Origin of the sequence: Rubrivirga litoralis (assembly GCF_031846415.1) — a bacterium.
GTDB classification, from domain to species: Bacteria; Bacteroidota; Rhodothermia; order Rhodothermales; family Rubricoccaceae; genus Rubrivirga; species Rubrivirga litoralis.
In genome coordinates, this window is record NZ_JAVRHT010000007.1 from 90,924 (window position 1) to 113,052 (window position 22,129).

The following is a 22,129-nucleotide window of genomic DNA, read 5'->3' on the forward strand; positions in this document are numbered from 1 at the left end:
GCCCGCGTCGCGCGGGCGGGGCGGGGCGGGGCCTCAGAGCGTGGCCGTGATGCTGAGCCCGAGCGAGCGGACCGGCGGGTAGGCTCCGGCCTCGATGCCCTGGACGTTCGACGCGCTCAGCGCGACGGCGGGGTCGAAGAACGGGGACTTCGAGTAGAGCAGGGCCAGGTTCCGGGCCACGAGCGAGAGCGTGACGTTCTGAACCGAGATCTGCTGCGTGTACCGGGCCGGGATCGAGTACCCGAGGCTGAGCTCGCGGAGCCGGATAAAGCTCATGTCGAAGATGTGCGCGCCCTGGAGGCCGAACGTCCCCTTGAAGTACGTCTCCGCATCAATGGCGCCGTCTCCAACAGGAGTCCCCTCCAGCTGGGCCGCTTCCTCCGGCGTCGTCCCCCTCGGCAGCGTGACGACGCCGGTCGGGACGATGCCGCGCTCGCGGATGTCGCTCTCGACGGTTTCGTCGAGGATGCCCGAGTAGCGGCCGAACAGGCTCGTCACCGAGTAGGACTCGCCGCCGAACTGGGCGTCGATGAGCCCGCTCAGCTGGAGCCCCCCGTACGAGAACGTCGTCGAGAGGCCGCCCGTCCAGTCGGGGAGGTAGGACCCGAGGACCTGGGACGGGTTGCTCCGGTAGCTGGTGAAGTTGCCGTCGGCGTCGACGTTGACCACCTTGTTGCCGCTGGCGTCGTACACGAAGTCGTTGCCGATGATGGCGCCGTAGGGCTCGCCGACGGCGGCCGTGACCCGAGCACCAAACGGAGCGTTTCCGAGCGTGTACACCTCAAGGTCGTCGAGGAGCGACTCGACCTCGCTCACGTTCCGGGCCGCGTTGACGTTGACGTCCCACTGAAACCCGTTCTCCATGAGGACCGGCGTCGCGCGCAGCGCGAGCTCGATGCCCCGGTTTGAGATCGTCCCGGCGTTGACGAGCTGGAACGAGTAGCCCGTTGAACGCGAGACCTCGACGGCCAGGATCTGGTCGTCCGTCTGCGAGGAGTAGGCGGTAAAGTCGAGACCAGCCCGCCCGTTCAGAAACGCGAGCTCGAGGCCGGCCTCAAACGAAGTCGTCTGCTCCGACCGGAGGTCCGGGTTCGGGAGCGTCGTCGGGAGCCGCTGGAGCGGAGATCCAGCGAATGGGAGCGAGAGCGGGTACGTCAGGTTGACCCGGTACGGGTCGGTGTCGTTGCCCACGATCGCGAACCCGGCCCGGACCTTCCCGAACGACAGAAGACTCTGGTTGCGGAGCGGGGCGAGTTCAGAGAACACGAGGCTCACGTTCGCCGACGGGTAGAGGTACGAGTTGTCACCGTCCGGCAGCGTCGACGACCAGTCGTTGCGGAGCGAGGCGTTGACGTAGACGAGGTCCCGGTAGCCTACCGTCGCATCGGCGTAGAGGCTGTAGACGGCGAGCTCCTCGAAGTAGTCCTCCAGGAACGGGCGGGCAACCGAGTTTTCGAGCGTGAACAGGCCCGGCACACTGAGGCCGCCCTGCGTGATCCCTCGGTTGCGGGAGTACCCGTTGTACCGGACCTCGCCGCCGCCGAACGTATTGAGCGAGACGTCCTGCGTCAGATCCGTCTCGTAGGTCAGCTGCGAGCGGGCGCTCGTTTCCTGGACCTCGTAGATCCCCTCTTGGTACTGCGGCGTCGCCTGGCTCCCAAACGCGATTCGCTCTTCGCGGCGCTGCGTGTAGTAGTCGGTCTGGACGTTGGTCCGGAGGTTGAGTTCGTCGGTGAAGTCGTACCCGACGGCGAAGCTGCCGTAGAGCCGGTTCATCGAGTCCTCCTGCTGGTTCACGTACGAGATCCAGTACGGGTTGTCCGCGTACTGGAGCGTCCCCGCGACCGGGTTGCGCCAGTTCCAGCCGCGCTGGACGCCGTTCGGGCGGACGTACTCGAACGAGTAGCTGCCGTCGCCGAGGTCGACCTGGCGCTGGCCGAATTGGTTGAACTGGAGGAACACGTTCTGTCCGTCGTAGCCCGTGCCCGGCCGACCTTCGGCGCCGTTGTTGATGTAGTTGCCGGTGAACGTGGTGTTCAGGCGCGGCGTGAGGTCGAGCGACCCGTTAAAGCTCACCTGGCGACGGTCGAGCTGGCTGCCCGGGAAGACGCCGTCCGTCGACACGTTCGTGAGCGAGAGCCGGTAGTTGAAGTTCTCACCGCCTTGCGAGAATGCGAGGTTCGTGTTCGAGGTGACGCCGGTGTCGAAGAAGTCTCGAACGTTATCGGGCGCGGCGACCCACGGCGTGGTCTGCCCCATGAGGCCGTTGACCTCGTCGTAGCTGTACCACTGACGGACGGGGCGACCATCGAGGCGCGGCCCCCACGACTCGTCGGTCGCGAAATCGACCACCTGCTGGCCCTGGCCGTTGACGTTGAACGGGGCGTTCGAGCCGCCGCCGTAGAGGTTCTGGTAGGGCGGGAGGTTGTAGACGCTCTCGGTCGTGACGCTCTGGTTGACCGTGATGCCGATGCCCTGGCCCCGCCGGCCGCTCTTGGTCGTGATGAGGATGACGCCGTTCGAGGCGCGGGCGCCGTAGAGCGCGCCGGCCGAGGCCCCCTTGAGGATCGACACCGAGGCGATGTCGTCCGGGTTGATCATCGAGGCGGCGTTGCCGTAGTCGTACCCGCCGCCGCCCGTCGACTGGCCTGGGGCCGAGATGTTCGAGTTGTCGAGCGGGATGCCGTCGACCACGAACAGCGGCTCGTTGTTGCCGGACACCGAGCTCGGCCCGCGGAGGACGATCCGGGCCGACCCGCCGATCGTGCTCCCCTGCGAGACGTTGGCCCCGGCCACGCGGCCAGACAGCGACGAGATCACGTTCGTCTCGCGGACCTTGCTCAGCTCATCCCCCTCGACCGCCTGCGCGGCGTAGCCCAGCGACCGCTCGGCCCGCTCGATCCCGAGCGCGGTGACGATCACGTCCTCACCGAGCAAGATGGAGTCGGAGAGCTGGATGTCGACGACGGTCTCGCCTTCGCCCACGACCACCGGGACGGTCTGCGTCTCGTACCCGATGTAGGAGGCGATAAGGACCTGGGCGCCCGTTGGGACACCACGGATCTCGTACTCACCGTTGACGTCCGTCGCGGCCCCAACAGAGGTGTCCGATGTGAGCCGGACGCTCACGCCCGGGAGGCCGACGCCCGACGTGCTGTCGGTGACGACGCCGCGGACGGTGCCCGTGGCCTGCGCAGAGGCGGCGTCCGCGGCCACGAGCATGGCGCAGGCGAGGACGACGAAGGTGAACAGTCTAGACATGACCATGAAGGAGTAGGGGAAGGCGGTCGCCCATCCGCGGGCGGGGCGGAACCACGGACCATGCCGGCCACGGACGGTCCGCTCTCTGTCGGGGGCCGAAGCTAGCCCTTCTTGCGGCCCGCGCCACACCCACTCCGCCCACTTCTCTCGTTGCCGGGGGAACGTGGAAGCGCTTTACTCTGAGCCCAGCCTTCACCAAATCAGGACCATAGGGCTCTCCCGCGCCCCAGGAGCTTGAGCAGGGTCAAAACACTCGCCCCCCGCCCTTCATCAACTCCCCATGAGAAGCGCCCCTACTGCCCCCTAAGGCTAGACCTCGTCGGGACCCGATTTGACCTCAACAACGATCGCTCCATGTGGATGGCCTGCGCCGTGGATGAGCATGGCGCGGTCAGGGGGAAGAAACCGGAGCGACTCGACATCGATGGTGGGGATGTACCGGAGGGACTCAGCGTCCCCGAACCGCATGGTCCCCTCGTAAACGATGATGCCCGGGTCGAACAGGATGCTCCTCGGTCCTCGCTTGCGCAGCCACAGCGGGCGCAGCCGCTCGACCAGGAGGTACGCGTTGCCGACCGTGGTCGCCTCGGCCACCTCGGCCGCCGTGATCGTGTTGCGGTTCGAGCGGGGCCGTCCGTCGTCTCCGGCCGCCCCGCCCCCGGCGCACCCGGCCAGGACCGCGGCGAGCGCCGGCGCCAGGACGCGACGCCACCCCGCTCGGGCCGATCGGCCCACGCCTTCCTCAGCAGCGCCCCCGGCCGCTCCGCGCGCCTCCCCTACCGTGACGCAGACGGCAGCGGCGGCGAACACGCGGGCGGGGCGGGTCATAGACGGCGTGGAGCACTGGGAACGAGACCCGGCCCCTCAAGATAAGGATTCCGTGAAGGGAAACCTAGCCCGCCGCTACGGCACCGCCCCGCCCCTTCCACCCCGCCCGAGCGGGGCGGCCTCAGTTGACCCCGACGTACTTCAGCTTGACCGAGTTCGGCACGACGTCGAGGTCGCGCTCGAACCGGACCGAGTCCCCAGGCGGCACGTCGCGGACCTGGAGCAGGAGGTCTTCGATGGGTCGGCTGTCGCTGTCGTAGAGCGTGATCGAAACGTCGACCGAGCGGGCGGCCGCCCCGCCCTCGTTGACCACGTGGCCCGAGACCGACGGGTAGCCGCCGCCCCGACGCTGGAGTTCGAGGCCGTGGACGCCGACTTGGTCTGGGGCATCGCCGCAGGCGGCGAGGACCGTCAGCCCGACGAGGGCGAGCGCGGCGGCAAAGCGGGCGGGGCGGAAGGACGGCGGAATGGACACGGGCGGACCGAGGAGGTGGGGCGGCAGGCCGAAGAACGCCCCGCCCGCCCCGCCCGTGCCTGAGGAGTTCCTGAGGGCGGGGTGGGTTGCGGCCCCGGGGGCGCGGCGGGCCATCAGGGGAGGGCGCGGAAGCCGAGGACCTGCACGGACAGCTCGTCGTCCGCCACCTCCGCCGCGTAGTCGACGAGCAGGGAGAGGGGCAGGCCCGTCGCGGGATCGTAGCGGAACCGGACGGCGACTGTGTCGGCGGCGAAGGCCTCGTCCAGGACCCTGAAGAAGCCGGCGACGGTCCGCGGCTCCACCCGCTGCCCGGCGCCCCCCTCGGACGTGGCCGCGACGACCTGCCCGCCGCGGACCTCGACTGTCCAGGGGCCGGCGACGGCGTGGGAGCACTCGCAGTGCCGGACGAAGACGATCCGGTACGCGCTCACACCGCCGGCCTCCCACGCCGCCCGGGCCTCGGCGAGCGACGCCGGCGTCCGCCCCTCGACGCCCTCCCCCACCGGATCGGTGCCGGACCCGTCGCAGCCCGCGAGCGCGAGCGCTAGGAGGACCAGGGCAGCGGAGCGGGTCACGGGCGGGGCGGGTCAGCCGAGGTCGGCCAGGTTCGCTTTGAGCGCGTCGATCTCGGCGCGCGCGTCGGCCGCCTTCTGGCGCTCCTTCTCGACGACCGCCTCGGGCGCGCGGCTCGTGAACTGCTCGTTGCGGAGCTTCTTCTCCACCCCGCCCAGGAACTGCCGCTTGGACTCGATCTCCTTCGCCAACCGCTCGCGCTCGACGTCCAGGTCGATCATGCCCGCGAGCGGGACGAACACCTCGTGGCGGTCCACGACGACGGCCGCCGCCGCCTGGGGCTTGTCCAGGTCGGCCCCGATCTGGAGCGCGCCCAGGCCCGCCAGCCGCTCCAGGTCGCCCCGGGCCGACTCCAGCGCCGCGACCGTCGCCTCGGCCTCCGCCCCGCCCACGCGGACGCGCGCGTCGATGGCCTTCGACGGCGGCACGTTGTACTGCGCCCGCACCTGGCGGACGGCCGTAACGACCTCCTGAACTAGGGTGAAGCTTTCGATCGCCTTCTTGGCCTCATCAGCGTAGCGAAGCGGAGCCCCCTGATATCTCTTGTTTAGAGCAACGGCCTCTTCGCTCACTGAGGGCCATTCGGCAGCGATGCAAGCTTCCCCTTCATCTCGTGGACGAAGCTTCCACCACAGCTCCTCAGTGAGGAACGGCATGAACGGGTGCAGGAGCCGCAGGATCGCATCAAACACTTCTACGGAGAACGCAAGCGTCTCCTGATCCATCTCCGCGCCATAACCAGGCTTCGCCAACTCCAGGTACCAATCACAGAAGTCCCTCCAGACTGTGTCGTACACGGTCTGGACTGCCTCCGAAACGCGGTAAGCGTCGAGAGACTTCTCGACGGCGACGATGGTCTCGTCAAGTCGCGTGAGCATCCACTGCTCGACAAGGGTGAGGCCCGAGAATTCTCGCTGCCGTCGGACGTCGCGGACGGGGCGGCCTGCCTCGTCGGTCTCCAAGAAGCGGCCGAACACGTTGAACGCGTTCCAGACCTTGTTGGCGAAGTTCCGGCCGCCCTCGAACGTCGTCGGGTCCAGGCGGATGTCCTGGCCCTGGGCGCACAGCTTGGCGAGCGTAAAACGGACGCCGTCGGCCCCGTACTGCTCGATCGTGTCGAGCGGGTCGATCCCGTTGCCCAGCGACTTCGACATCCACCGGCCCTGCTTGTCCTTGATCATGCCGGTGACGAACACGTCCGTAAAGGGCGCCTCGCCCAGGAAGTGCGTGCCGGCCATGATCATCCGGGCGATCCAGAAAAAGAGGATGTCGTAGCCCGAGACGAGCACGCTCCCCGGGTAGAACGCCCGGAGCGCATCGGTGTCGTCGGGCCAGCCCAGCGTGGCGAACGGCCACAGCCACGACGAGAACCACGTGTCGAGGACGTCCTCGTCCTGCACGTAGCCCGGCCCAGGCGAGTCGACGGAGACGACGAAGTTCTCCTCGTCGCGCTCGCCGTCCGCGTTCGTCGGGTACCAGACCGGGATCCGGTGGCCCCACCAGAGCTGCCGCGAGATCGGCCAGTCGCGGATGTCCTCCATCCACCGCCGGTACTCGTTGGCCCAGCGGGCGGGGTGGAACCGGACCGTCCCGTCGTCGACGACGGCGAGGGCCTCGCGGGCCAGCGGCTCCATCGAGACGTACCACTGCGGCGAGAGCAGCGGCTCGATGACGGCCTTCGACCGGGACGAGATGGGGACCGTGTGCGGGTAGTCTTCCGTCTTGACGAGCTGGCCGGCCGCCTCCAGGTCCGTCACGATCCGTTTGCGGGCCTCGAAGCGGTCGAGCCCGGCGTACGGGCCGCCCTCCTCGTTCAGCGTCCCGTCGAGGTTCATGAGCGAGACCGTCTCCAGCCCGTGCCGCTGGCCGATCGCGTAGTCGTTCTCGTCGTGGCCCGGCGTCACCTTCAGCGCGCCGGCGCCGAAGTCCATCTTGATGTAGTCGTCGGCGATGATGGGGACGACGCGGTCGACGGCGGGCACCTTGACGTGCTCTCCGACGAGGTCGGCAAAGCGCTCGTCGTCGGGGTGGACGGCGACGGCGGTGTCGGCCGGGATCGTCTCGGGCCGCGTCGTCGCGATGTCGACGTACCTGCCGGTCTCCGCCCCGCCCTCGTCCACGACCGGGTAGCGAACGGTCCACAGGTGCCCCGGCCGCTCGACGTTGTCGACCTCCTCGTTCGAGATGACGGTCTGGTTTTCGGGGTCCCAGTTGACGAGGTAGTCGCCGCGGTAGACGAGCCCCTCGTCGTGGAGGCGCACAAACACCTCCTGGACGGCGCGGCTGAGGCCCTCGTCCATCGTGAACCGCTCGTAGCGCCAGTCGCACGAGTCGCCGAGGCGCCGCTTCTGCTCCAGGATGACGCCGCCGTACTCCTCCTTCCACGCCCAGACGTGCTCCAGGAACGCCTCGCGGCCCATCTCTTTGCGGTCGAGCCCCTGCTCCCTCAGTTTCCGCTCGACCACGTTCTGGGTCGCGATGCCGGCGTGGTCCATGCCCGGGATCCAGAGCGCCTCGAAGCCGCGCATCCGCTTGTAGCGCGTGAGGAGGTCCTGGACCGTGTCCTGGAGCGCGTGGCCCATGTGCAGCCGGCCGGTCACGTTGGGCGGCGGCATGGGGATCACGAACGGCTCCGCCCCGCCCTCGGTGACGGCCTCGGGGTCGGCGTGGAAAAAGCCGCCGGCCTCCCAGTAGGCGTACCACTTCTGCTCGACGGCGGCGGGCTCGTAGGCGGAGCCGGCCGGGGCGGCGGGCGGCGTCGCGGGCGGGGCGGGGCGGGTCTCGGGCATGTGCAGGCGCGGCGGGCGCGGGTGGACCGCCGAAGCTAGCCGACCGGGCGGGGAGGCGCGGTGAAGCGCGGGCGGGTGGCAGATACGCCACCCCGCCCGTGCCGCACGAGGGCGGGGCGGGTTCGTGGGGACACCACGCGTGGTGCCCGTATGGGGGCGCCACCGCGCCCATGCCGTGGGCGGGGCGGTGTCGTCGGGGCGACCGGAGGTCGCCCCCCGGGTCGGGCGGGGCAACCGTCGTAGCGGCGTTGCATGCAACGCCGTCGGGCGCACCGCCGGGCGAACCGTGGCACGCGGATGGGGCGGGGTGGCCGTCGTAGGAGCGTCCTACGGTTGCCGCCGGGTCGGGCGGGGCGGCCGGCGAAGAATCCGCCCCGCCCGTGGCGTAGGCGGGGCGGCCGTCGCAGGGACAACCTGCGCTGGTGTCGGGGGGCGGGGTGGCGGCACGGGTTCGCCCCAGCTTCACCTGCCCGGCGTCGGTCCGCCCCGCCCGCGCCGTACCTTGCGGACCGCCTGCCCTTCGGGTGCAGGTTTTCGGGATGTGGCGCAGCCCGGTAGCGCGCCTCGTTCGGGACGAGGAGGTCGTGGGTTCAAATCCCGCCATCCCGACTCCGGCGGCCCCTCTGCTCTCGCGGAGGGGCCGTTTCTTTTATGCCCGCCCCGCCCTCAGCGAGCGGGGCGGCTAGCCGAACCAGCCGAGCAGCCACGCGAGCAGCGGGACCGCGAACAGGACCATGAGCGCCACGAACAGCCACGCGCTCGCGCGGACGCCGGCCTTGGGGACCGGGAACTCGTAGCCGCACACCGGGCACACCGCGGCGTCCGCGGGCACCTCCATCGCGCACGACGGGCACTCGCGCACGGCGCTCACAGCGTCGGGAGCGCGACGAACGCGTCGTCCGGGCGGGGCGGGGCCGCCGAGGGCGGGGCGGGAACCGACTGGATCCACCCGCCGGCGAGCACGTCGTCGCCGTCGTAGAACACGGCGGCCTGGCCCGGCGCGACGGCCGCACGCGGCTCGGCAAAGACGGCCTCGGCCGTGTCCGCGCCCGTCTGGCGGAGGACGGCGGCCGCGCCCGGGTCGCGGTGGCGGATCTGGCCCCACGCCTCGGCCTCCCCGCCCGCGCCCTCCAGGCCGGGCGTCTTGCCCCAGACGACGCCGTCCAGCGTGAGCGCGCGCGCCGCGAGCGCCGAGCGCGGCCCGACGACAACCGTGTTCGTTGCGGGCTCGATGCGGACGACGTAGGCCGGCTCCCCCAGCGCGAGCCCCAGCCCGCGCCGCTGGCCGACGGTGTAGAACGGGTAGCCGTCGTGCGTGCCCAGCACCTCGCCCGTCTCGACGTGCACGAGCGGCCCGCCCGCGAGGTCACCGAGGGCGGGGTGGCGCCGGCGCAGGAAGCCGCGGTAGTCGTCGTCGGGCACGAAGCAGATCTCGTACGAGTCCTTTTTGCCGGCCACGTGGTCGAAGCCCATCTCGGCCGCCAGCCGGCGGATCTCGGGCTTGGCGTGGCCGCCGAGCGGGAGGAGCGTCCGCGCGAGGTGGTCCTGGGCCACGCCCCACAGCACGTACGACTGGTCCTTGTTCCGGTCGAGCCCGCGCGAGACCACGAACCGCCCCGCCCCGCCCCGCCCCGCGTGCGAGGGCGGGGCGGGCGGGGTGGCCGGGCGGACGCGGGCGTAGTGGCCGGTCGCGATGTGCTCGCAGCCGAGGGCGTCGGCCCGCTTGAGGAGCGCGGCCCACTTGATGTGCGTGTTGCAGAGCACGCACGGGTTCGGGGTCCGCCCCGCCAAATAGTCGTCGGCAAAGCGGTCGACGACCCAGCCGCCGAACTCGTCGCGGATGTCGACGACCGTGTGCGAGGCGCCGAGCGCGACGGCGACGGCCCGGGCGTCGTTCATGTCGTCGAGCGAGCAGCACCCGGACTGCTTCCGCGAGGCGCCCGACCCGCCCAGCGACGTCTCGTAGTCCCACGTCTTCATCGTCACGCCGACGACCTCGTAGCCGCCCTCGTGGAGGAGGCCGGCGGCGACGGACGAATCGACCCCGCCGCTCATGGCGACGAGGACACGGCCGTGACGGCTCATGGTGTCAGAGTGGGGCGAGAAAGGGCGGGGCGGGAAAACTAGCACGGTCTGTGCTGGGTCTGTGCTCGGCCCCCGGTGGAGGGCTAGAGCTTCCCGTCCTTTTCGCCCCTCCCCAACGGGCGGGGAGGGACCTTGCCGACCAAGAGATCCTACGCTTATGACCCCGCCGCCCCCCTCCCGCCGCGAGCGGATCAAGACGCCCGGCGCTCCGGCGCCGATCGGCCCCTACAGTTCGGCCCTCCTCGTCGGCGAGACCCTCTACTGCTCAGGGCAGATCGGCCTCGACCCCGAGACCGGCGAGCTCGTCGAGGGCGACGTCCAGGAAGAGACGACGCGCATCCTCGACAATATCGGGGCCGTGTTGCGAGCCGCTGACATGGACTTCGACCATGTCGTTCAGGCCACGCTCTTCCTCCGCGACATGGACGACTACGCCCCCGTCAACGAGGTCTACGCCCGGTACTTTAGCGGGGCGGCCCCGGCGCGCGAGGCGCTCGAAGTGGGCAAGCTCCCGCGCGGAGCGTCGGTCGAGATCAGCTGCATCGCCGTCCGCTAGGCCGCCGCGCCCTTACACCACGAGCGCGGCCTCGACGCGGACGCCGCTCGGCAACACGTCCCGCCCCGCCAGCGACGGGATTTCGAGCGCCACGGACAGGCCCACGAGTTCGGCGCCCAGCTCGCGGACGAGCGTACACACGGCGGCGGCCGTCCCCCCCGTCGCGATCACGTCGTCGTGGACGAGCACGCGGTCTCCCGGTCCGAAGGCGTCGGCGTGGAGTTCGACGGCGTCCTCGCCGTATTCGAGCGCGTAGCTCGCTGAAATCGTCGCGGCGGGCAGCTTCCCCGGCTTCCGGCACGGCACGAACCCGGCGCCCAGGCGGAGCGCGAGCGCCGGCCCAAACCAGAACCCGCGCGCCTCGACGCCCACGACGTGCGTGACGCCCGCCCCGCCCCACGGCGCCTCCAGGCGGTCGAGGAGAGCCTCGAACAGGGCGGGGTCGGCGAGGATCGGCGTGAGGTCCTTGAACGCGACGCCCGGGCTCGGGAAGTCGGAGACCGTGCGCACGGCGGCGAGCAAGTCGGGCATCGGAAGGCGGAAGGCGGAAGGCGGAAGGCGGAAGGAAGATGCGATCACCCCAGCCCGCTGCGGGCGCACCGGGACGGGCGGGGTGGTCGGGACACGACGGGCCGTGTCCGCTTCGGGCGGCACAGCCCCACCCCGCCCTGACCGCCGAGGCTGGCACGGGCTGTAGCGCCGCCGCGCAGGGCGGGGTGGGCAGATCCGGCACCGCTCGAAACCGGGCGGGGCGGACCGAACTGGGCGCGCCCCGACGCCTCAGCCGCCGTGCTGCGGGTGGAGGCCGCGCTCGTAGCGCCCTTTGTAGGCGCGGACGGCGCGGAAGATGGCCTCGGCCGTCGCGTCGAGGCCGGCGTCGCTGGACAGGAGCCGGGCGTCGTCGGGGTTCGTGACGAACCCGGTCTCGACGAGCACGGCCGGCATCGACGCCGCCCAGAGCACGATGAACCCGGCCTGCTTGACGCCCCGGCTCGACCGGCCGGACGCGACGAACTCGCGCTCGATGAGCCCGGCGAGCGCCTGGCTCTCCTCCTGGTACGCGCTCATGGCCATCGCCTGGAGGATGTCGCCCTGGTCGTCGAAGTCCTCGTAGAGCTCGGGCTGGCTCTCGAGCTCGATGACCGAGTTCTCGCGCTCCATGACGTCCTTTGCCGACGCCTCGCGGTGGGGCGCCAGGAAAAACGTCTCCGTCCCCGACGCCGACGACGACCCGGCGGCGTTCGCGTGGACCGAGATGAACAGCTTCCCGTTCGACCGGTTCGCGATCCGGCCCCGCTCGCGGAGCTCGACGAACGTGTCGTCGTCGCGGGTGTAGACGACGCGGACGCCGAGCTCGCGCTCGATCATCGGGCCGAGCCGGCTCACGACGCCCCACGCCACCTCCTTGTCGCTCGTCCCGTGCCCGACCGCGCCGTGGTCCTGCCCGCCGTGGCCGGCGTCGAGCACAACCGTGTCGAGTTGCCACCGCGAGGCGTCCGGCAGGTCCACGTCCGGCGCCTGAACCTCCAGCGCCCCGGACGCCACGGGCGGAACGGGGCGGGGCTGCGTCGGCGCGGGGTCCACGGTCGGCATCGGCCGGGGCGCGGGGGCCGCCGGCCGCGGGGGCTGGCGACGCGGCGGCTCCGCGCGCGGGGCGGGGCGGGGTGACGGGCGCGCCGGCGTCCGGGGCGGGGCGGCGTCCGCGAGCGGGGGAAGGTCGGGGCGGACCGGGTCGGCCGCCGGCCGCCAGCCCGCGGCGCTACGAGTCGCTCGGCCCGCGTCGGGCCGGGCGCGCTCCGCCTGCCGAGCCGGGCGGGGGGCGCCCCACCCCGCCACCCGAGCCCCGCCCATGGCGCCGTCCGAGAACGACAGGATCACGTCGTTCGAGCCCGGGTCCGCCGCCGCCCGGACTGCCACCCCGCCCTCGATGCGGAACGAGAGGACCACGCGGTCGCCCTCGGCCTCGACGCGGTAGCTCTGGACCGGCCACTCCGCCCCGCCCTGCCGGAGCGCCGGGGCGGGGCGGGCGCCGTTCAAGACGATCTCGAGCCGCCCCGCCCGCGCGTCGGCGCTGAACGCCTCGACCGGGCTCGACAGGTGCACGCGGACCGTCGCCGTGCGGCCGTCGCGGTCGAACGAGACGGCCTCGACGCGGGCGGGCGGGTCGGCGTGGGGCACGCCGCCCGGGGGCGGGGTGGCAACGGAGGGCACCGCCGGACCTACGAGGAGGGCGGCGGCAAGGGCGAAGGCGCGCATGGGGGGGACGGCGGCGACGGACGACAGAATACGGGAAGTTTGCCCCGCTCTGTCAACGCCCGTCCGATCTCCCGCCCCGCCCTACTTCCCCGTCAACTCGCGGAGGCGGAGCGTGACGATGGCCTCGTGGTTCTCCTCCCGCTCGCGGAGGTGCTGCCGGGCAGCGTCGAGCCGGTCTTGAGCGAGGTCGAGCTCTTCCCGGCGGATCTCGTGCTTGAGCGCGAGCACGTCCGAGAGCAGCGTGCGGAGGTCGCCCCGGAGCCGCTCGCGCTCGTCGCTAGCGTCGGGCAGGCGCAGGAGCCGCCGCGTGAGGCCGAGGGCCTCGGCCTCCATCGCCCGTTCGGTCCGCATCTTCGAGTACAGCGACCCGTCGGCCTCCTCGACGTTGCGCATGTAGGCCGCCTCCACGATCGGCGTCAGCTGGTCCTGCGGGAGGCTGTCGAGGCTCTGAGACTCGGGTCCGAGGTCGCCCAGGATGTAGACGCCCTGGCCCGCCTTCGACGACTCGTCGAGCGGGACCAGCTTCTCGTTCTCCAGCACGTACGCCCTTCCGTCCACGCGGAGCACCGGGGCGACGGGGCCGCTAAACTCGAGCACGCCCGTCGCAAGGCCGGTCAGGTCGAGCGACGGAGGAACGGCGCCGGGGAGCGCGCGGCCGTCGAGGTGGACCTCCCCCCCGACCACCTGGAACGTGTGGGAGCCCTCGTCTTGGGCGCGGGCGGCCGTGCTGACGGCGAGCGTCAGCAGAACGAGGGCGAGACGGCGAAGGCTCATCGCGGCGTCCGGGACGAATCGGTGGGCGCGATGCGCGCGCGAGCCGGCGGGGCGCCCGCGCGGACGGATTGGAGGCCGGGCGTCGACGTCAGGCCCGGCGACCCGCCGGGCCGCCCGAACGCTTCGGCGGGCTCGTCCCACGCCAGCCCGTCACTCGATCGGTCCAGCTCCTCCAGGCGGAGCGAGAGCGCGCGGACGTCCTCGCTCGCCTCCCACGGCGGCGTCTCCGCCGCCGGTCGCGCGGCCGGCGCGCGTCGAGCGGCGGCCGGTGCCGGGCGGGGCGGGGCGGCCTGCGGCGCGGCGACGGCGGCGAGTTGGGGCGCCGCCACCACGGGGGGCGGGGCGGCCGGCGGCTCGGCCTCCTCCTCCACGCCGACCGCGGCCAGCTCCGGCCCGCTCGCCGCCCCGCCCGACGCGGCAACCACCGCGGACGCGGCCGGCGCCACCGTCTGCTCGCTATCGGACAGCACACCCGAGAACACGGCGACCGCCGTCAGAGCGGAGAGCACGAGCGCCGCCCCGCCCGCCCACACCCGCGAGGGCAACCGGCGGCGCTCGGGGCGGACCGCCGGACGGTCGGCCCGCGGCGCCGGACGGCGCGTGGCCGACGCGGCGCGTGCCAGGACGGCTTCGACGACGGCGGCGTCCGGGCGGGCGGGGCGGAGACGATCGAGCGTCGCCTGCGTGCCGTCGAGGAGCGCGAGCTCGGCGCCGCCCGCCGGCGCCTCGACCGCGAGCGGGAGGCCGTAGGCCAGCGCGAGCGGGGCGAGCGCCGGGTCGCTCACCGTCGGCTCGTCGGCGCGCTCGGCCGAGGCCTCGGCGGCCCGCGCAAGCACGGCGGCGACGGCCACGTCCGACGGCCGCGGCTGCGGACGGGCGCGGAGCGCGCGGTCGACGACCTCGCGCGACTGGGACAAAAGAGCGATCTCGACCGGCGCGTCGGGCGCCGCCCCGCCCTCGTATACGAAGCGGACCGCGTTCAGACCGGCCGACGACGCCGCGGCAGCCGCCGCGAGCACGGCGTCGACGGCCGCCGCCGACGGGCGGGGCCGCGGCACCCGGCCGAGGGCGTCCAGGCTCTGCGCGAGCAGCGCGGTCTCGGCCGAACGCGCGCCCGCCCCGCCCAAGGCGACCGCGAGCGGGGCGAGGGCGGGGCGGTCGGCGACGACCTGCGTCGGGACGGCGGGCTGTGACGACGAGGCCTCGGCGGCACACGCGAGGACGGAGTCGACGACGGCGGCGTCGGGGCGCGGCCGGGGGCGGGCGGCGACCGCCCGGTCGAGGGCCTCGCGCGACTGGCGGAGGACGGCCGCCTCGATCGCCCCGCCCGCCTCCGGCCCCTCGCCGTACGCGGACCGGACGGCGGCGCTCGCCGTGGCGTGGTCGGCCGACGCCGCGGCGGCCGACGCGAGAACGGCGTCGACAGCGGCCGCGGACGGCGGCGCGGGCGGGGCGGCGGCAAAGGCGGCGTCGAGCGCTCGGGCCATTCCGCGGAGCGCCTCCTGCTCGGCGTGCCCCGGGGCGCCCGGTGCGGAGCCGCCGTCGGGCTCCAGGCCGTAGACGTGGCGGAGCGGGGTGAGGGCGTCAGACATCGGATCAGAGGGGGGCCTAGCGAACGGCGCGGACGGCGGTCTCGTGTGTGAAGAGGGGCGGGGCCGCGTAAGCCTTTACGTCACCGACTCGTCGCGCTCGCGCTTCGGGGCACCGGGGACGTCGGCCGTCGTCTCGTCGAACCACTCGGGCTCGAGGATTTTGCGGAGGTTGATGAGCGCGTAGCGCATCCGGCCGAGGGCCGTGTTGATGGACACGCCGGTCAGCTCGGCGATCTCGCGGAAGGTCAGCTCCGACTGGTGCCGCATGAGGACGACCTCGCGCTGCTCCGGCGGGAGCTGGTCGATGGCCGCCTCGACCTCCTCCCACAAATCGCCCCGGTTCAGGAGGGCGGCGGCGTCGGGGGCCTCATCCGGCAATCGGTCCCAGAACGACGGCCCCTCTTCCTCATTGCCGTACCCGTCGACGTCGGAGAACTTCTTCCGGCTGCGGAGCCAGTCGAGCGCCGCGTTCCGGGCGATCCGCATGGTCCACGCGAGCCACCGGCCCTGGCTCTCGTACGAGCCGCGGCGGCGGTGCATGGCCTGGATGGCGCGGTAGAGCGTCTCCTGGAACAGGTCGTTGGCCACCTCGCGGTCCTTGACCATCCCCATGAGGTAGCCGAAGATCCGCTCCTGGTGCCGGGCGAGGAGCTGCGAGAACGCCCGCTGGTCGCCCTCGTCGAGGTAGGCCGTGACGAGGTCGGCGTCGGTAGGGGGAGGCATAAGGGCGGGTCAGGCGCGGGAGTCGGGGGTGGCCCCGGCGGGGTCGGGCGGGGCGGCGGCGGTCTCACGCGCGAGCGCCGCAGGGGCTCCCCAGGGCACGCCGCCCCGCCCCAGACTGCCCTCATCTTCAGAGGCCGGCGGGCGGGGCGGCGAACAGGAGCCCGTAGCGCCCGGCGTAGAACGCGGCCGCGCCCCGGAGCGCCGCGACCCGCCCCGCCCGCAGCGCCCGCCACGCGCGGCGGACCGGCCGGCCGGGCTCGACGTCGTCGAGAACGACGAGGGCGCCGGGCGCGAGGTGCGGCGCCAGCGTGCGGACGTAGTCCAGCGCCGCCGCCGCTTCGTGGTGACCGTCGATGAACACGAGGTCCCAGCGCTCGGCCCGCGCCACGTCCGCGAGCGTGTCGGCGAACGGACCGACCACGACGCGGGCGCGGTCGGCGTGGCCCAGGTCGGCGAGGGCGCGCTCGGCGCGGGCGGCGAGCGCGGGCGCGCCCTCCAGCGTCACCAGGCGCCCGGCGACGCCGCCCCGCTCGGGCGGCTCGGCCTCGTTGAGCGCGAGGGCCGCGGCGAGGTGCGCCGAGCCCACGCCCAGGTTCGTGCCCAGTTCGAGGACGCGGGCGGGGCGGAGCGCCCGCGCCAGCCCGAACAGGAAGCGCCCCCACGCCGGGCCAGTGGCCGCGCGGCGGTAGACGTCGGCCACGGCGCGCGCCGGCGGCCGCTCGCCGCCGCGCGTGCCGGCCCCGTAGTCCACGACCTCGACCGTGTCCGCCGAGCCGGCGAGGGCGGCGCGGAGCGCGTCGATCCGGGCCTCGGCCGTCCGCTCGTCCGCCGTGAGGCGCAGCGCCGAGGCCCGCCGGACGACGGCGGCCGGGCGGGGCGGCAACGTCTGGACCGCCCCGCCCAGGCGGAGCGCGGCGCGGAGGGCGGCGGTGGAGACGGGGCGCGGCAGGGTCAACGGGGAGCGGCGGGCGGGGCGGTCTCGAAAGCTACAGGTGCGGGGCGGCCGTCGGCGCCGGACCCACTGGTCCCCGAGCCGGGCGGCGGGAAAACCCCCAACGCGATTCGGCGGCGGAACGGCCTGGGGGTGCCCCGGTACACCGCGCGCCCTTCGACCCCCTGGCCCCCCTCATCGGCGGTGGCACGGCGGCCCCGGGCGCCTCGGCGCTCCCCCTCCCCGCCCCGTGCTCCCGCCCGCCGTCTAGCCGCGGCCCGGCCGTCTCCGAAGCCCGACCGCCCTCCCGCGGTCGGGCTTCTTTTTTTGTACGGGCACCCTTTGTCAGAGCGTGTCGGGCGCCACCCCGCCCGCTCGTCCGTCGCTCCGGCTTCGCTACGCTCAAGGACGACCAAGCTGTCCCCTTTGGACAAGGGGGACAGTTTCCGAGCGGGGAGCGCAGCGACCAGCCGGAAACGGGGGGGGGTGCGTCTGGGCGGGGCGGGCAAGGAGCCCCCACCCCGCGCTGCCTCCAGGATCTAGAGGCGCATGGGCGGGGTGGTCGCCTCGAACGTGGAGGGCGGACCGCCACCCCGCCCCGCCCCACGTCGCCGCCCCGGGCGGGGCGGCTACCCGATCAGGTCCAGCGCCTCGGCGAGCCGCCGCACCGGGAGCACCTCCAGGCCGTCCGGCGGCTGGAGCCCCTTGAGGTTCGCCTTGGGCACGAGCGCCCGCTCGAACCCCAGCTGCTTGATCTCGGCGAGCCGCGCCTCGATACGGCCCACGGCCCGGACCTCCCCGCCCAGGCCCACCTCGCCCACGATCGCCGTCGAGCTGTCGAGCGGGACGTCGCGGAAGCTTGACGCGACCGCCAGCGCCACGCCCAGGTCGACGGCCGGCTCCTCCAGGCGGACGCCCCCGGCCACGTTGAGGAACACGTCGTGCTGCGAGAACCGAAGTCCCTCGCGCTTTTCCAGGACGGCCAGCAGCACCTGCAGCCGCTTCGCGTCGAAGCCGGTCGCCGTCCGCTGCGGCGTGTTGTAGGACGTGGGCGCCACGAGCGCCTGGACCTCGACGAGGAGCGGGCGCGTGCCTTCGAGCGCGCACACCACCGACGACCCCGACGACCCGAACTGGCGCTCGGACAGGAACAGCGCGCTCGGGTTGCCGACCTCCTCCAACCCGCCCTCGCGCATCTCGAACACGCCGAGCTCGTTGGCCGCCCCAAAACGGTTTTTGACCGCGCGGAGGATGCGGTAGGCGTGGTGCCGGTCGCCCTCGAAGTGGAGGACCGTGTCGACCATGTGTTCGAGCACGCGCGGCCCGGCGATCGAGCCCTGCTTCGTCACGTGGCCCACGAGGAACGTCGTCGTGGGCAGCGACTTGGTCACGTCGAGGAGCGCCGCCGTCGACTCGCGGACCTGGGCGACCGAGCCCGGCGCGCTCGTGAGGTCGGGGCGGTAGACGGTCTGGATCGAGTCGACGACCATCACGTCCGGCTGGAGGTCGTAGGCCGCCGCGAGGATGGCCTCGACGTTCGTCTCGGGAAAGAGGAACAGCGCGTCCGTGTCGACGCCCATGCGCCGCGCGCGGAGCTTCACCTGCTGCGCGCTCTCCTCGCCGGTCACGTAGAGGATGGTCTCGCCGTCGAGCCCGCGCCCCAGCTCCGTCATCAGCGTCGACTTGCCGATGCCGGGGTCGCCGGCGACGAGCGTGAGGCTGCCCACCATGACGCCGCCGCCCATGACGCGGTCGAACTCGCCGAGCCCGGTCGAAATCCGGTGCCGCTCGGCGATCGTCACGTCCTTGAGCCGCTGCGGCCGGGCCGCCCCGTAGGCGCCGGCCATGCGCGGCGCCGAGCCGCCGCCGCCCGCCGCGCCGTTGCTCGCCCCGCCCCGCCCGCCGGAGCGCAGCACGGGCGCCTTGACGGCCGTCGGCACGGCCTCCTCGACGAGCGTGTTCCACGCGCGGCACCCGCCGCACTGGCCCTCCCAGCGGATCGAGGAGTGGCCGCAGTCCTGGCACACGTACTGGGTCTTGGCTTTGGCCATCGGGCGGCGCGCGGGGGCGGGGTGGAGATCGAGAGGGGAAGGAGACCGGGGCGGCCCCGGCGGGCGGGGCGGCGCCCGCGTAGCTTCGGCGGGGCCGAGCGCGGCACGAGCCGGAGACGGCCCGCCGCGTCCCGAAGGTCGCCCCCGCGGCTGCCACCCGTCCGTCACCGCCTCGCCTCAGGGCGCAGCTCACCGGATCCGCCCCGAGCCGCCGCCCCGCCCGCCCGATGGAGTCCTCCGCCCTCCCGCCCGCGTCCACCCCGCCCGAGGTCTCCCACGGGACGTGGGCGAAGGTGCGGGCCGGGGTCGCCCCGCTGTGGGCGGTCCCGGCCGCGCTCGTCGGCGGGTTCGGGGCGTACTGCCTGCTGCTGGCGCGGGCGTTCAACCTCCCGCGCGACCTCAGCCCGCGGCTCTACGCGCGCAACCTGGCCGAGCAGATGGTGAAGGTCGGCATCGACTCGATCCCCATCGTGTCGCTCGCGACGGCGTTCTCGGGCGGGGTGATCGTGGTCCAGGCCGTCTACCAGCTCGAGAACCCGCTCCTGCCCCTCACCATCGTCGGCACGTTCGCCGAGCAGTCGATCCTGCTCGAGCTGGGCACGCTCGTAACCGCGTTCGTGCTCTGCGGCCGGGTCGGCGCGCGGATCGCGGCCGAGCTGGGCACGATGCGGGTCAAGGAGCAGATCGACGCGCTGGAGGCCATGGGCCTCAACTCGCAGAGCTACCTCGTCGTCCCGCGCGTGGTCGCGGGCGTGCTCATGTTCCCGGTCCTCTACGTCGTTGCGGCGACCGTGGGGATGGTCACGGGCGGGGTGGTGGCCGAGTTCTCGGGGATCTCGGTGCAGACGTTCTGGGAGGGCGCGCGGCTCTTTTTCCGGCCCTACGACGTGGTCTTCGGCCTCATCAAGTCGGTCGTGTTCGGGTTCGTCATCACGTCCATCGCGTGCTACACGGGCTACCAGGCCGAGGGCGGGGCGTCGGGCGTGGGCGAGGCGACGACGCGGGCGGCCGTGCTCGGCTGCGTGTTCGTGCTCCTCGCCGACTACCTCTGCGCCGTCGTCCTGCTGTGAGAGCGCCGGGTACAGGGTACAGGGTGCGGGGTACGTCGAAGACGGACCGCCCCGCCCGTGGTGTACCCCGTACCTCGTACCCCGTACCGAGCCCGTGATCACCGTCCGCGACCTGCACAAGAGCTTTGGCGGCGCGCCCGTGCTGCGGGGCGTCGACCTCGACGTGCCCGAGGGCGAGGTCACGTGCGTCATCGGGCGGTCGGGGTCGGGCAAGAGCGTGCTGCTCCGGCACCTCGTGCGGCTTTTGGAGCCCGACCGCGGGAGCGTGGTCGTCGACGGCGCCCCGCTCGACGAGCTCACGTACGCCGAGCTCCGGCAGGTCCGCCGGCGGTTCGGGGTCCTGTTCCAGGGCGGGGCGCTGTTCGACTCGATGTCGGCCCGGGCCAACGTCGAGTTCCCGCTCCGCACGTTCACGGCCCTCTCGCGGACCGAGATCCGCGCCCGGGCCGACGAGTGCCTCCGGCTGGTCGAGCTCCCGGACGCCGGGCCGAAGATGCCGGCCGAGCTCTCGGGCGGCCAGCAGAAGCGCGTGGCGCTCGCGCGGGCCATCGCCATCGAGCCTAAGTACATCCTCTACGACGAGCCGACCTCGGGCCTCGACCCCGAGACCTCGAACACGATCGACGACCTCATCGAGCGGCTGGGCTCGACGATGGGGACGACGAGCGTGGTCGTGACCCACGACATGCACTCGGTCCTGTCGATCGCCGACCGGATCGCGTTCGTCCACGACGGCCAGATCCCGTGGACCGGGACCGTCGACGACCTCCACCACGCAACGGACCCGACACTGCTGTCGTTCGTCCGCGCCAACGAGTACAAGATCGGGGCGCCGTCTCGGACGGCGTGAGGCGGCGCGTCGCGGGTGACGAGCGACGGGTTGGCGCTCCCCTCTCGACCGCCCCGCCCGACCCGCCCCTCTTGCTCGTCACCCTTCACTCGTCACCCTTTACCCGCACCCATGACCAACGAGATCAAGGTCGGCCTGGCCGTCATCCTCGCCGCCGTCGTCGTCTTCGTCGGCGTCCGGTTCCTGTCGGGGCAGTCGCTCTTCGGGGGCGGGTACGAGGTCGTGAGCATGTGGCAGGACGCGCAGGGGCTCACCCCCGGGGCGGCCGTCCGGCTGAACGGGGTCCGCATAGGCGAGGTGTCGTCGGTCCGGCTGGGGCCGGGCGCGCGTGAGGTGTTCGTCACGCTGGCCATCAACGACGGCGTCCAGATCCCGCGCGGGTCGACGCTCCAGACGTCGGGGCTGAGCGCGCTCGGCGAGGTCAACGTCGAGGTCACGCCGCCGCTGGGAGCAGGGGCGGGGCGGCCGCTGACGAGCGGGGACACTCTCGTGGCCTCGACGACGCCCGACATCTTCGACCTCATCGCGGGCGAGTCGAACAGCCTCACGGCCCGGGCCGACACGGCGCTCATCGGGGCCGTCAACACGTTCACGACGCTCGACCAGATCCTCTCGAACTCGGGCGACGACGTGCAAGCCATCCTCGCCCAGCTCCGGTTCCTCACGCAGGCCGCGACCACGACGCTCATCGACGAGCGCCAGCGGATCGACCGGACGCTGGCCTCGCTCGAGGCCGGGGCCGCGAACGCGAGCGCGGTCTCGGAGCGGGTCGGCCGCAACGTCGAGGACCTCTCGGTCGTCGTCGGCAACGACGTCGTGGCCACGTCGGCCGTCGTCCGCTCGCTGGCCGAGGCCAACGCGGACTCGGTCACGGCCGCCGTCAACAACCTCTCGGCCGCGCTGCGCCGCGTCGACGGCCAGCTCGAGACGCTCGACGGCCTCACGACCAACCTGTCGTCGCTGACGGCCGACCTGGACTCGACGCTGAACTCGACCGAGGGCACGGCGGGCCTGCTCCTCAACGACCCCTCGCTGTACTACAACGCGAACGCGGCGGCGGCCAGCCTCCAGCAGATCCTCCAGGACTTCCAGGCGGACCCCGGCCGCTACCTCCGCGAGGTGGACGGGATCGTGAAGGTGTTTTAGAGCACCCTCCGGGTGGGTACGAGGTACCGGGTGCGAGGTACGGCCCAATCTGACCTCGGCGCGCGCGGACCCCGTACCGAGTGCCCTGTACCTCCCTGCGCGCTGCTCTAGGGCTCGACCGCCCCGCCCACGGCACGGGCGGGGCGGCACCGGGCGGGGCGGCACCGGG

General features: G+C 72.8%; 18 protein-coding genes and 1 tRNA gene. 5 read left to right on the forward strand and 14 right to left on the reverse strand.

The window, feature by feature from the left end:
* Positions 1-33: 33 nt before the first annotated feature.
* From RM540_RS04705 to RM540_RS04725, 5 genes are all read right to left on the reverse strand, one after another.
* Positions 34-3,261 (reverse strand): SusC/RagA family TonB-linked outer membrane protein, encoded by a 3,228-nt coding sequence (locus tag RM540_RS04705; RefSeq protein WP_311662384.1) that lies wholly within the window; start codon positions 3,259-3,261, stop codon positions 34-36.
* A gap of 309 nt (positions 3,262-3,570) precedes the next feature.
* Entirely contained in the window at positions 3,571-4,089 is a 519-nt protein-coding gene (locus tag RM540_RS04710) for a hypothetical protein (RefSeq protein WP_311662385.1), read from the reverse strand.
* A 121-nt stretch (positions 4,090-4,210) separates the two neighbouring features.
* A complete protein-coding gene (locus tag RM540_RS04715; RefSeq protein ID WP_311662386.1) occupies positions 4,211-4,678 on the reverse strand; it encodes an FxLYD domain-containing protein in 468 nt (155 codons plus the stop codon).
* On the reverse strand, positions 4,678-5,139 hold the full coding sequence (locus RM540_RS04720) for a DUF6174 domain-containing protein (RefSeq protein ID WP_311662387.1): 462 nt from the start codon (positions 5,137-5,139) through the stop codon (positions 4,678-4,680). The genes RM540_RS04715 and RM540_RS04720 overlap by 1 nt, the downstream gene beginning before the upstream one ends.
* Positions 5,140-5,151: 12 nt before the next feature.
* The gene (locus RM540_RS04725) at positions 5,152-7,926 is read right to left on the reverse strand and encodes a valine--tRNA ligase (protein WP_311662388.1); all 2,775 of its coding nucleotides are present in this window, start codon (positions 7,924-7,926) and stop codon (positions 5,152-5,154) included.
* A gap of 535 nt (positions 7,927-8,461) precedes the next feature.
* Between RM540_RS04725 and RM540_RS04730 the strand changes: the two genes are divergently transcribed.
* Positions 8,462-8,535 (forward strand) — tRNA-Pro (locus RM540_RS04730).
* A 73-nt stretch (positions 8,536-8,608) separates the two neighbouring features.
* On the opposite strand, the gene RM540_RS04735 is transcribed toward RM540_RS04730, so the two are convergent.
* The gene (locus RM540_RS04735) at positions 8,609-8,788 is read right to left on the reverse strand and encodes a zinc ribbon domain-containing protein (RefSeq protein ID WP_311662389.1); all 180 of its coding nucleotides are present in this window, start codon (positions 8,786-8,788) and stop codon (positions 8,609-8,611) included.
* A gap of 5 nt (positions 8,789-8,793) precedes the next feature.
* Positions 8,794-10,011, reverse strand: a complete 1,218-nt coding sequence (gene mnmA, locus RM540_RS04740) for a tRNA 2-thiouridine(34) synthase MnmA (protein WP_311662390.1) — start codon at positions 10,009-10,011, stop codon at positions 8,794-8,796.
* A 157-nt stretch (positions 10,012-10,168) separates the two neighbouring features.
* Between mnmA and RM540_RS04745 the strand changes: the two genes are divergently transcribed.
* Positions 10,169-10,567, forward strand: coding sequence for a RidA family protein (locus RM540_RS04745; protein WP_311662391.1), 399 nt, complete (start codon positions 10,169-10,171; stop codon positions 10,565-10,567).
* 12 nt (positions 10,568-10,579) lie between these two features.
* Here the strand turns inward: RM540_RS04745 and RM540_RS04750 are convergent, their stop codons facing one another.
* The 7 genes from RM540_RS04750 to radA all read right to left on the reverse strand — a co-directional run bounded on the left by RM540_RS04750 (position 10,580) and on the right by radA (position 18,894).
* A complete protein-coding gene (locus RM540_RS04750; protein ID WP_311662392.1) occupies positions 10,580-11,098 on the reverse strand; it encodes an adenine phosphoribosyltransferase in 519 nt (172 codons plus the stop codon).
* A gap of 249 nt (positions 11,099-11,347) precedes the next feature.
* Positions 11,348-12,823, reverse strand: a complete 1,476-nt coding sequence (locus tag RM540_RS04755) for an N-acetylmuramoyl-L-alanine amidase family protein (protein WP_311662393.1) — start codon at positions 12,821-12,823, stop codon at positions 11,348-11,350.
* 81 nt (positions 12,824-12,904) lie between these two features.
* Positions 12,905-13,597, reverse strand: a complete 693-nt coding sequence (locus tag RM540_RS04760) for a hypothetical protein (RefSeq protein ID WP_311662394.1) — start codon at positions 13,595-13,597, stop codon at positions 12,905-12,907.
* Positions 13,594-15,189 carry a hypothetical protein gene (locus tag RM540_RS04765; protein WP_311662395.1) on the reverse strand — a complete coding sequence of 532 codons (1,596 nt, stop codon included), beginning with the start codon at positions 15,187-15,189 and terminating at the stop codon, positions 13,594-13,596. Before RM540_RS04765 ends, RM540_RS04760 begins: the two co-directional genes overlap by 4 nt.
* A 75-nt stretch (positions 15,190-15,264) precedes the next feature.
* Positions 15,265-15,912: an RNA polymerase sigma factor gene (locus RM540_RS04770; RefSeq protein ID WP_311662396.1), complete on the reverse strand. Its 648-nt coding sequence runs from the start codon at positions 15,910-15,912 to the stop codon at positions 15,265-15,267.
* A 127-nt stretch (positions 15,913-16,039) separates the two neighbouring features.
* Positions 16,040-16,867: an O-methyltransferase gene (locus tag RM540_RS04775; RefSeq protein WP_311662397.1), complete on the reverse strand. Its 828-nt coding sequence runs from the start codon at positions 16,865-16,867 to the stop codon at positions 16,040-16,042.
* Positions 16,868-17,472: 605 nt separating this feature from the next.
* Positions 17,473-18,894 (reverse strand): DNA repair protein RadA, encoded by a 1,422-nt coding sequence (gene radA / locus RM540_RS04780; protein WP_311662398.1) that lies wholly within the window; start codon positions 18,892-18,894, stop codon positions 17,473-17,475.
* Between the two features lie 227 nt (positions 18,895-19,121).
* Between radA and RM540_RS04785 the strand changes: the two genes are divergently transcribed.
* From RM540_RS04785 to RM540_RS04795, 3 genes are all read left to right on the forward strand, one after another.
* Positions 19,122-19,964, forward strand: coding sequence for an MlaE family ABC transporter permease (locus RM540_RS04785; RefSeq protein ID WP_311662399.1), 843 nt, complete (start codon positions 19,122-19,124; stop codon positions 19,962-19,964).
* Positions 19,965-20,058: 94 nt separating this feature from the next.
* Entirely contained in the window at positions 20,059-20,814 is a 756-nt protein-coding gene (locus RM540_RS04790) for an ABC transporter ATP-binding protein (protein WP_311662400.1), read from the forward strand.
* Positions 20,815-20,925: 111 nt separating this feature from the next.
* Positions 20,926-21,960: an MlaD family protein gene (locus RM540_RS04795; protein WP_311662401.1), complete on the forward strand. Its 1,035-nt coding sequence runs from the start codon at positions 20,926-20,928 to the stop codon at positions 21,958-21,960.
* The last annotated feature ends 169 nt before the right edge of the window (positions 21,961-22,129 follow it).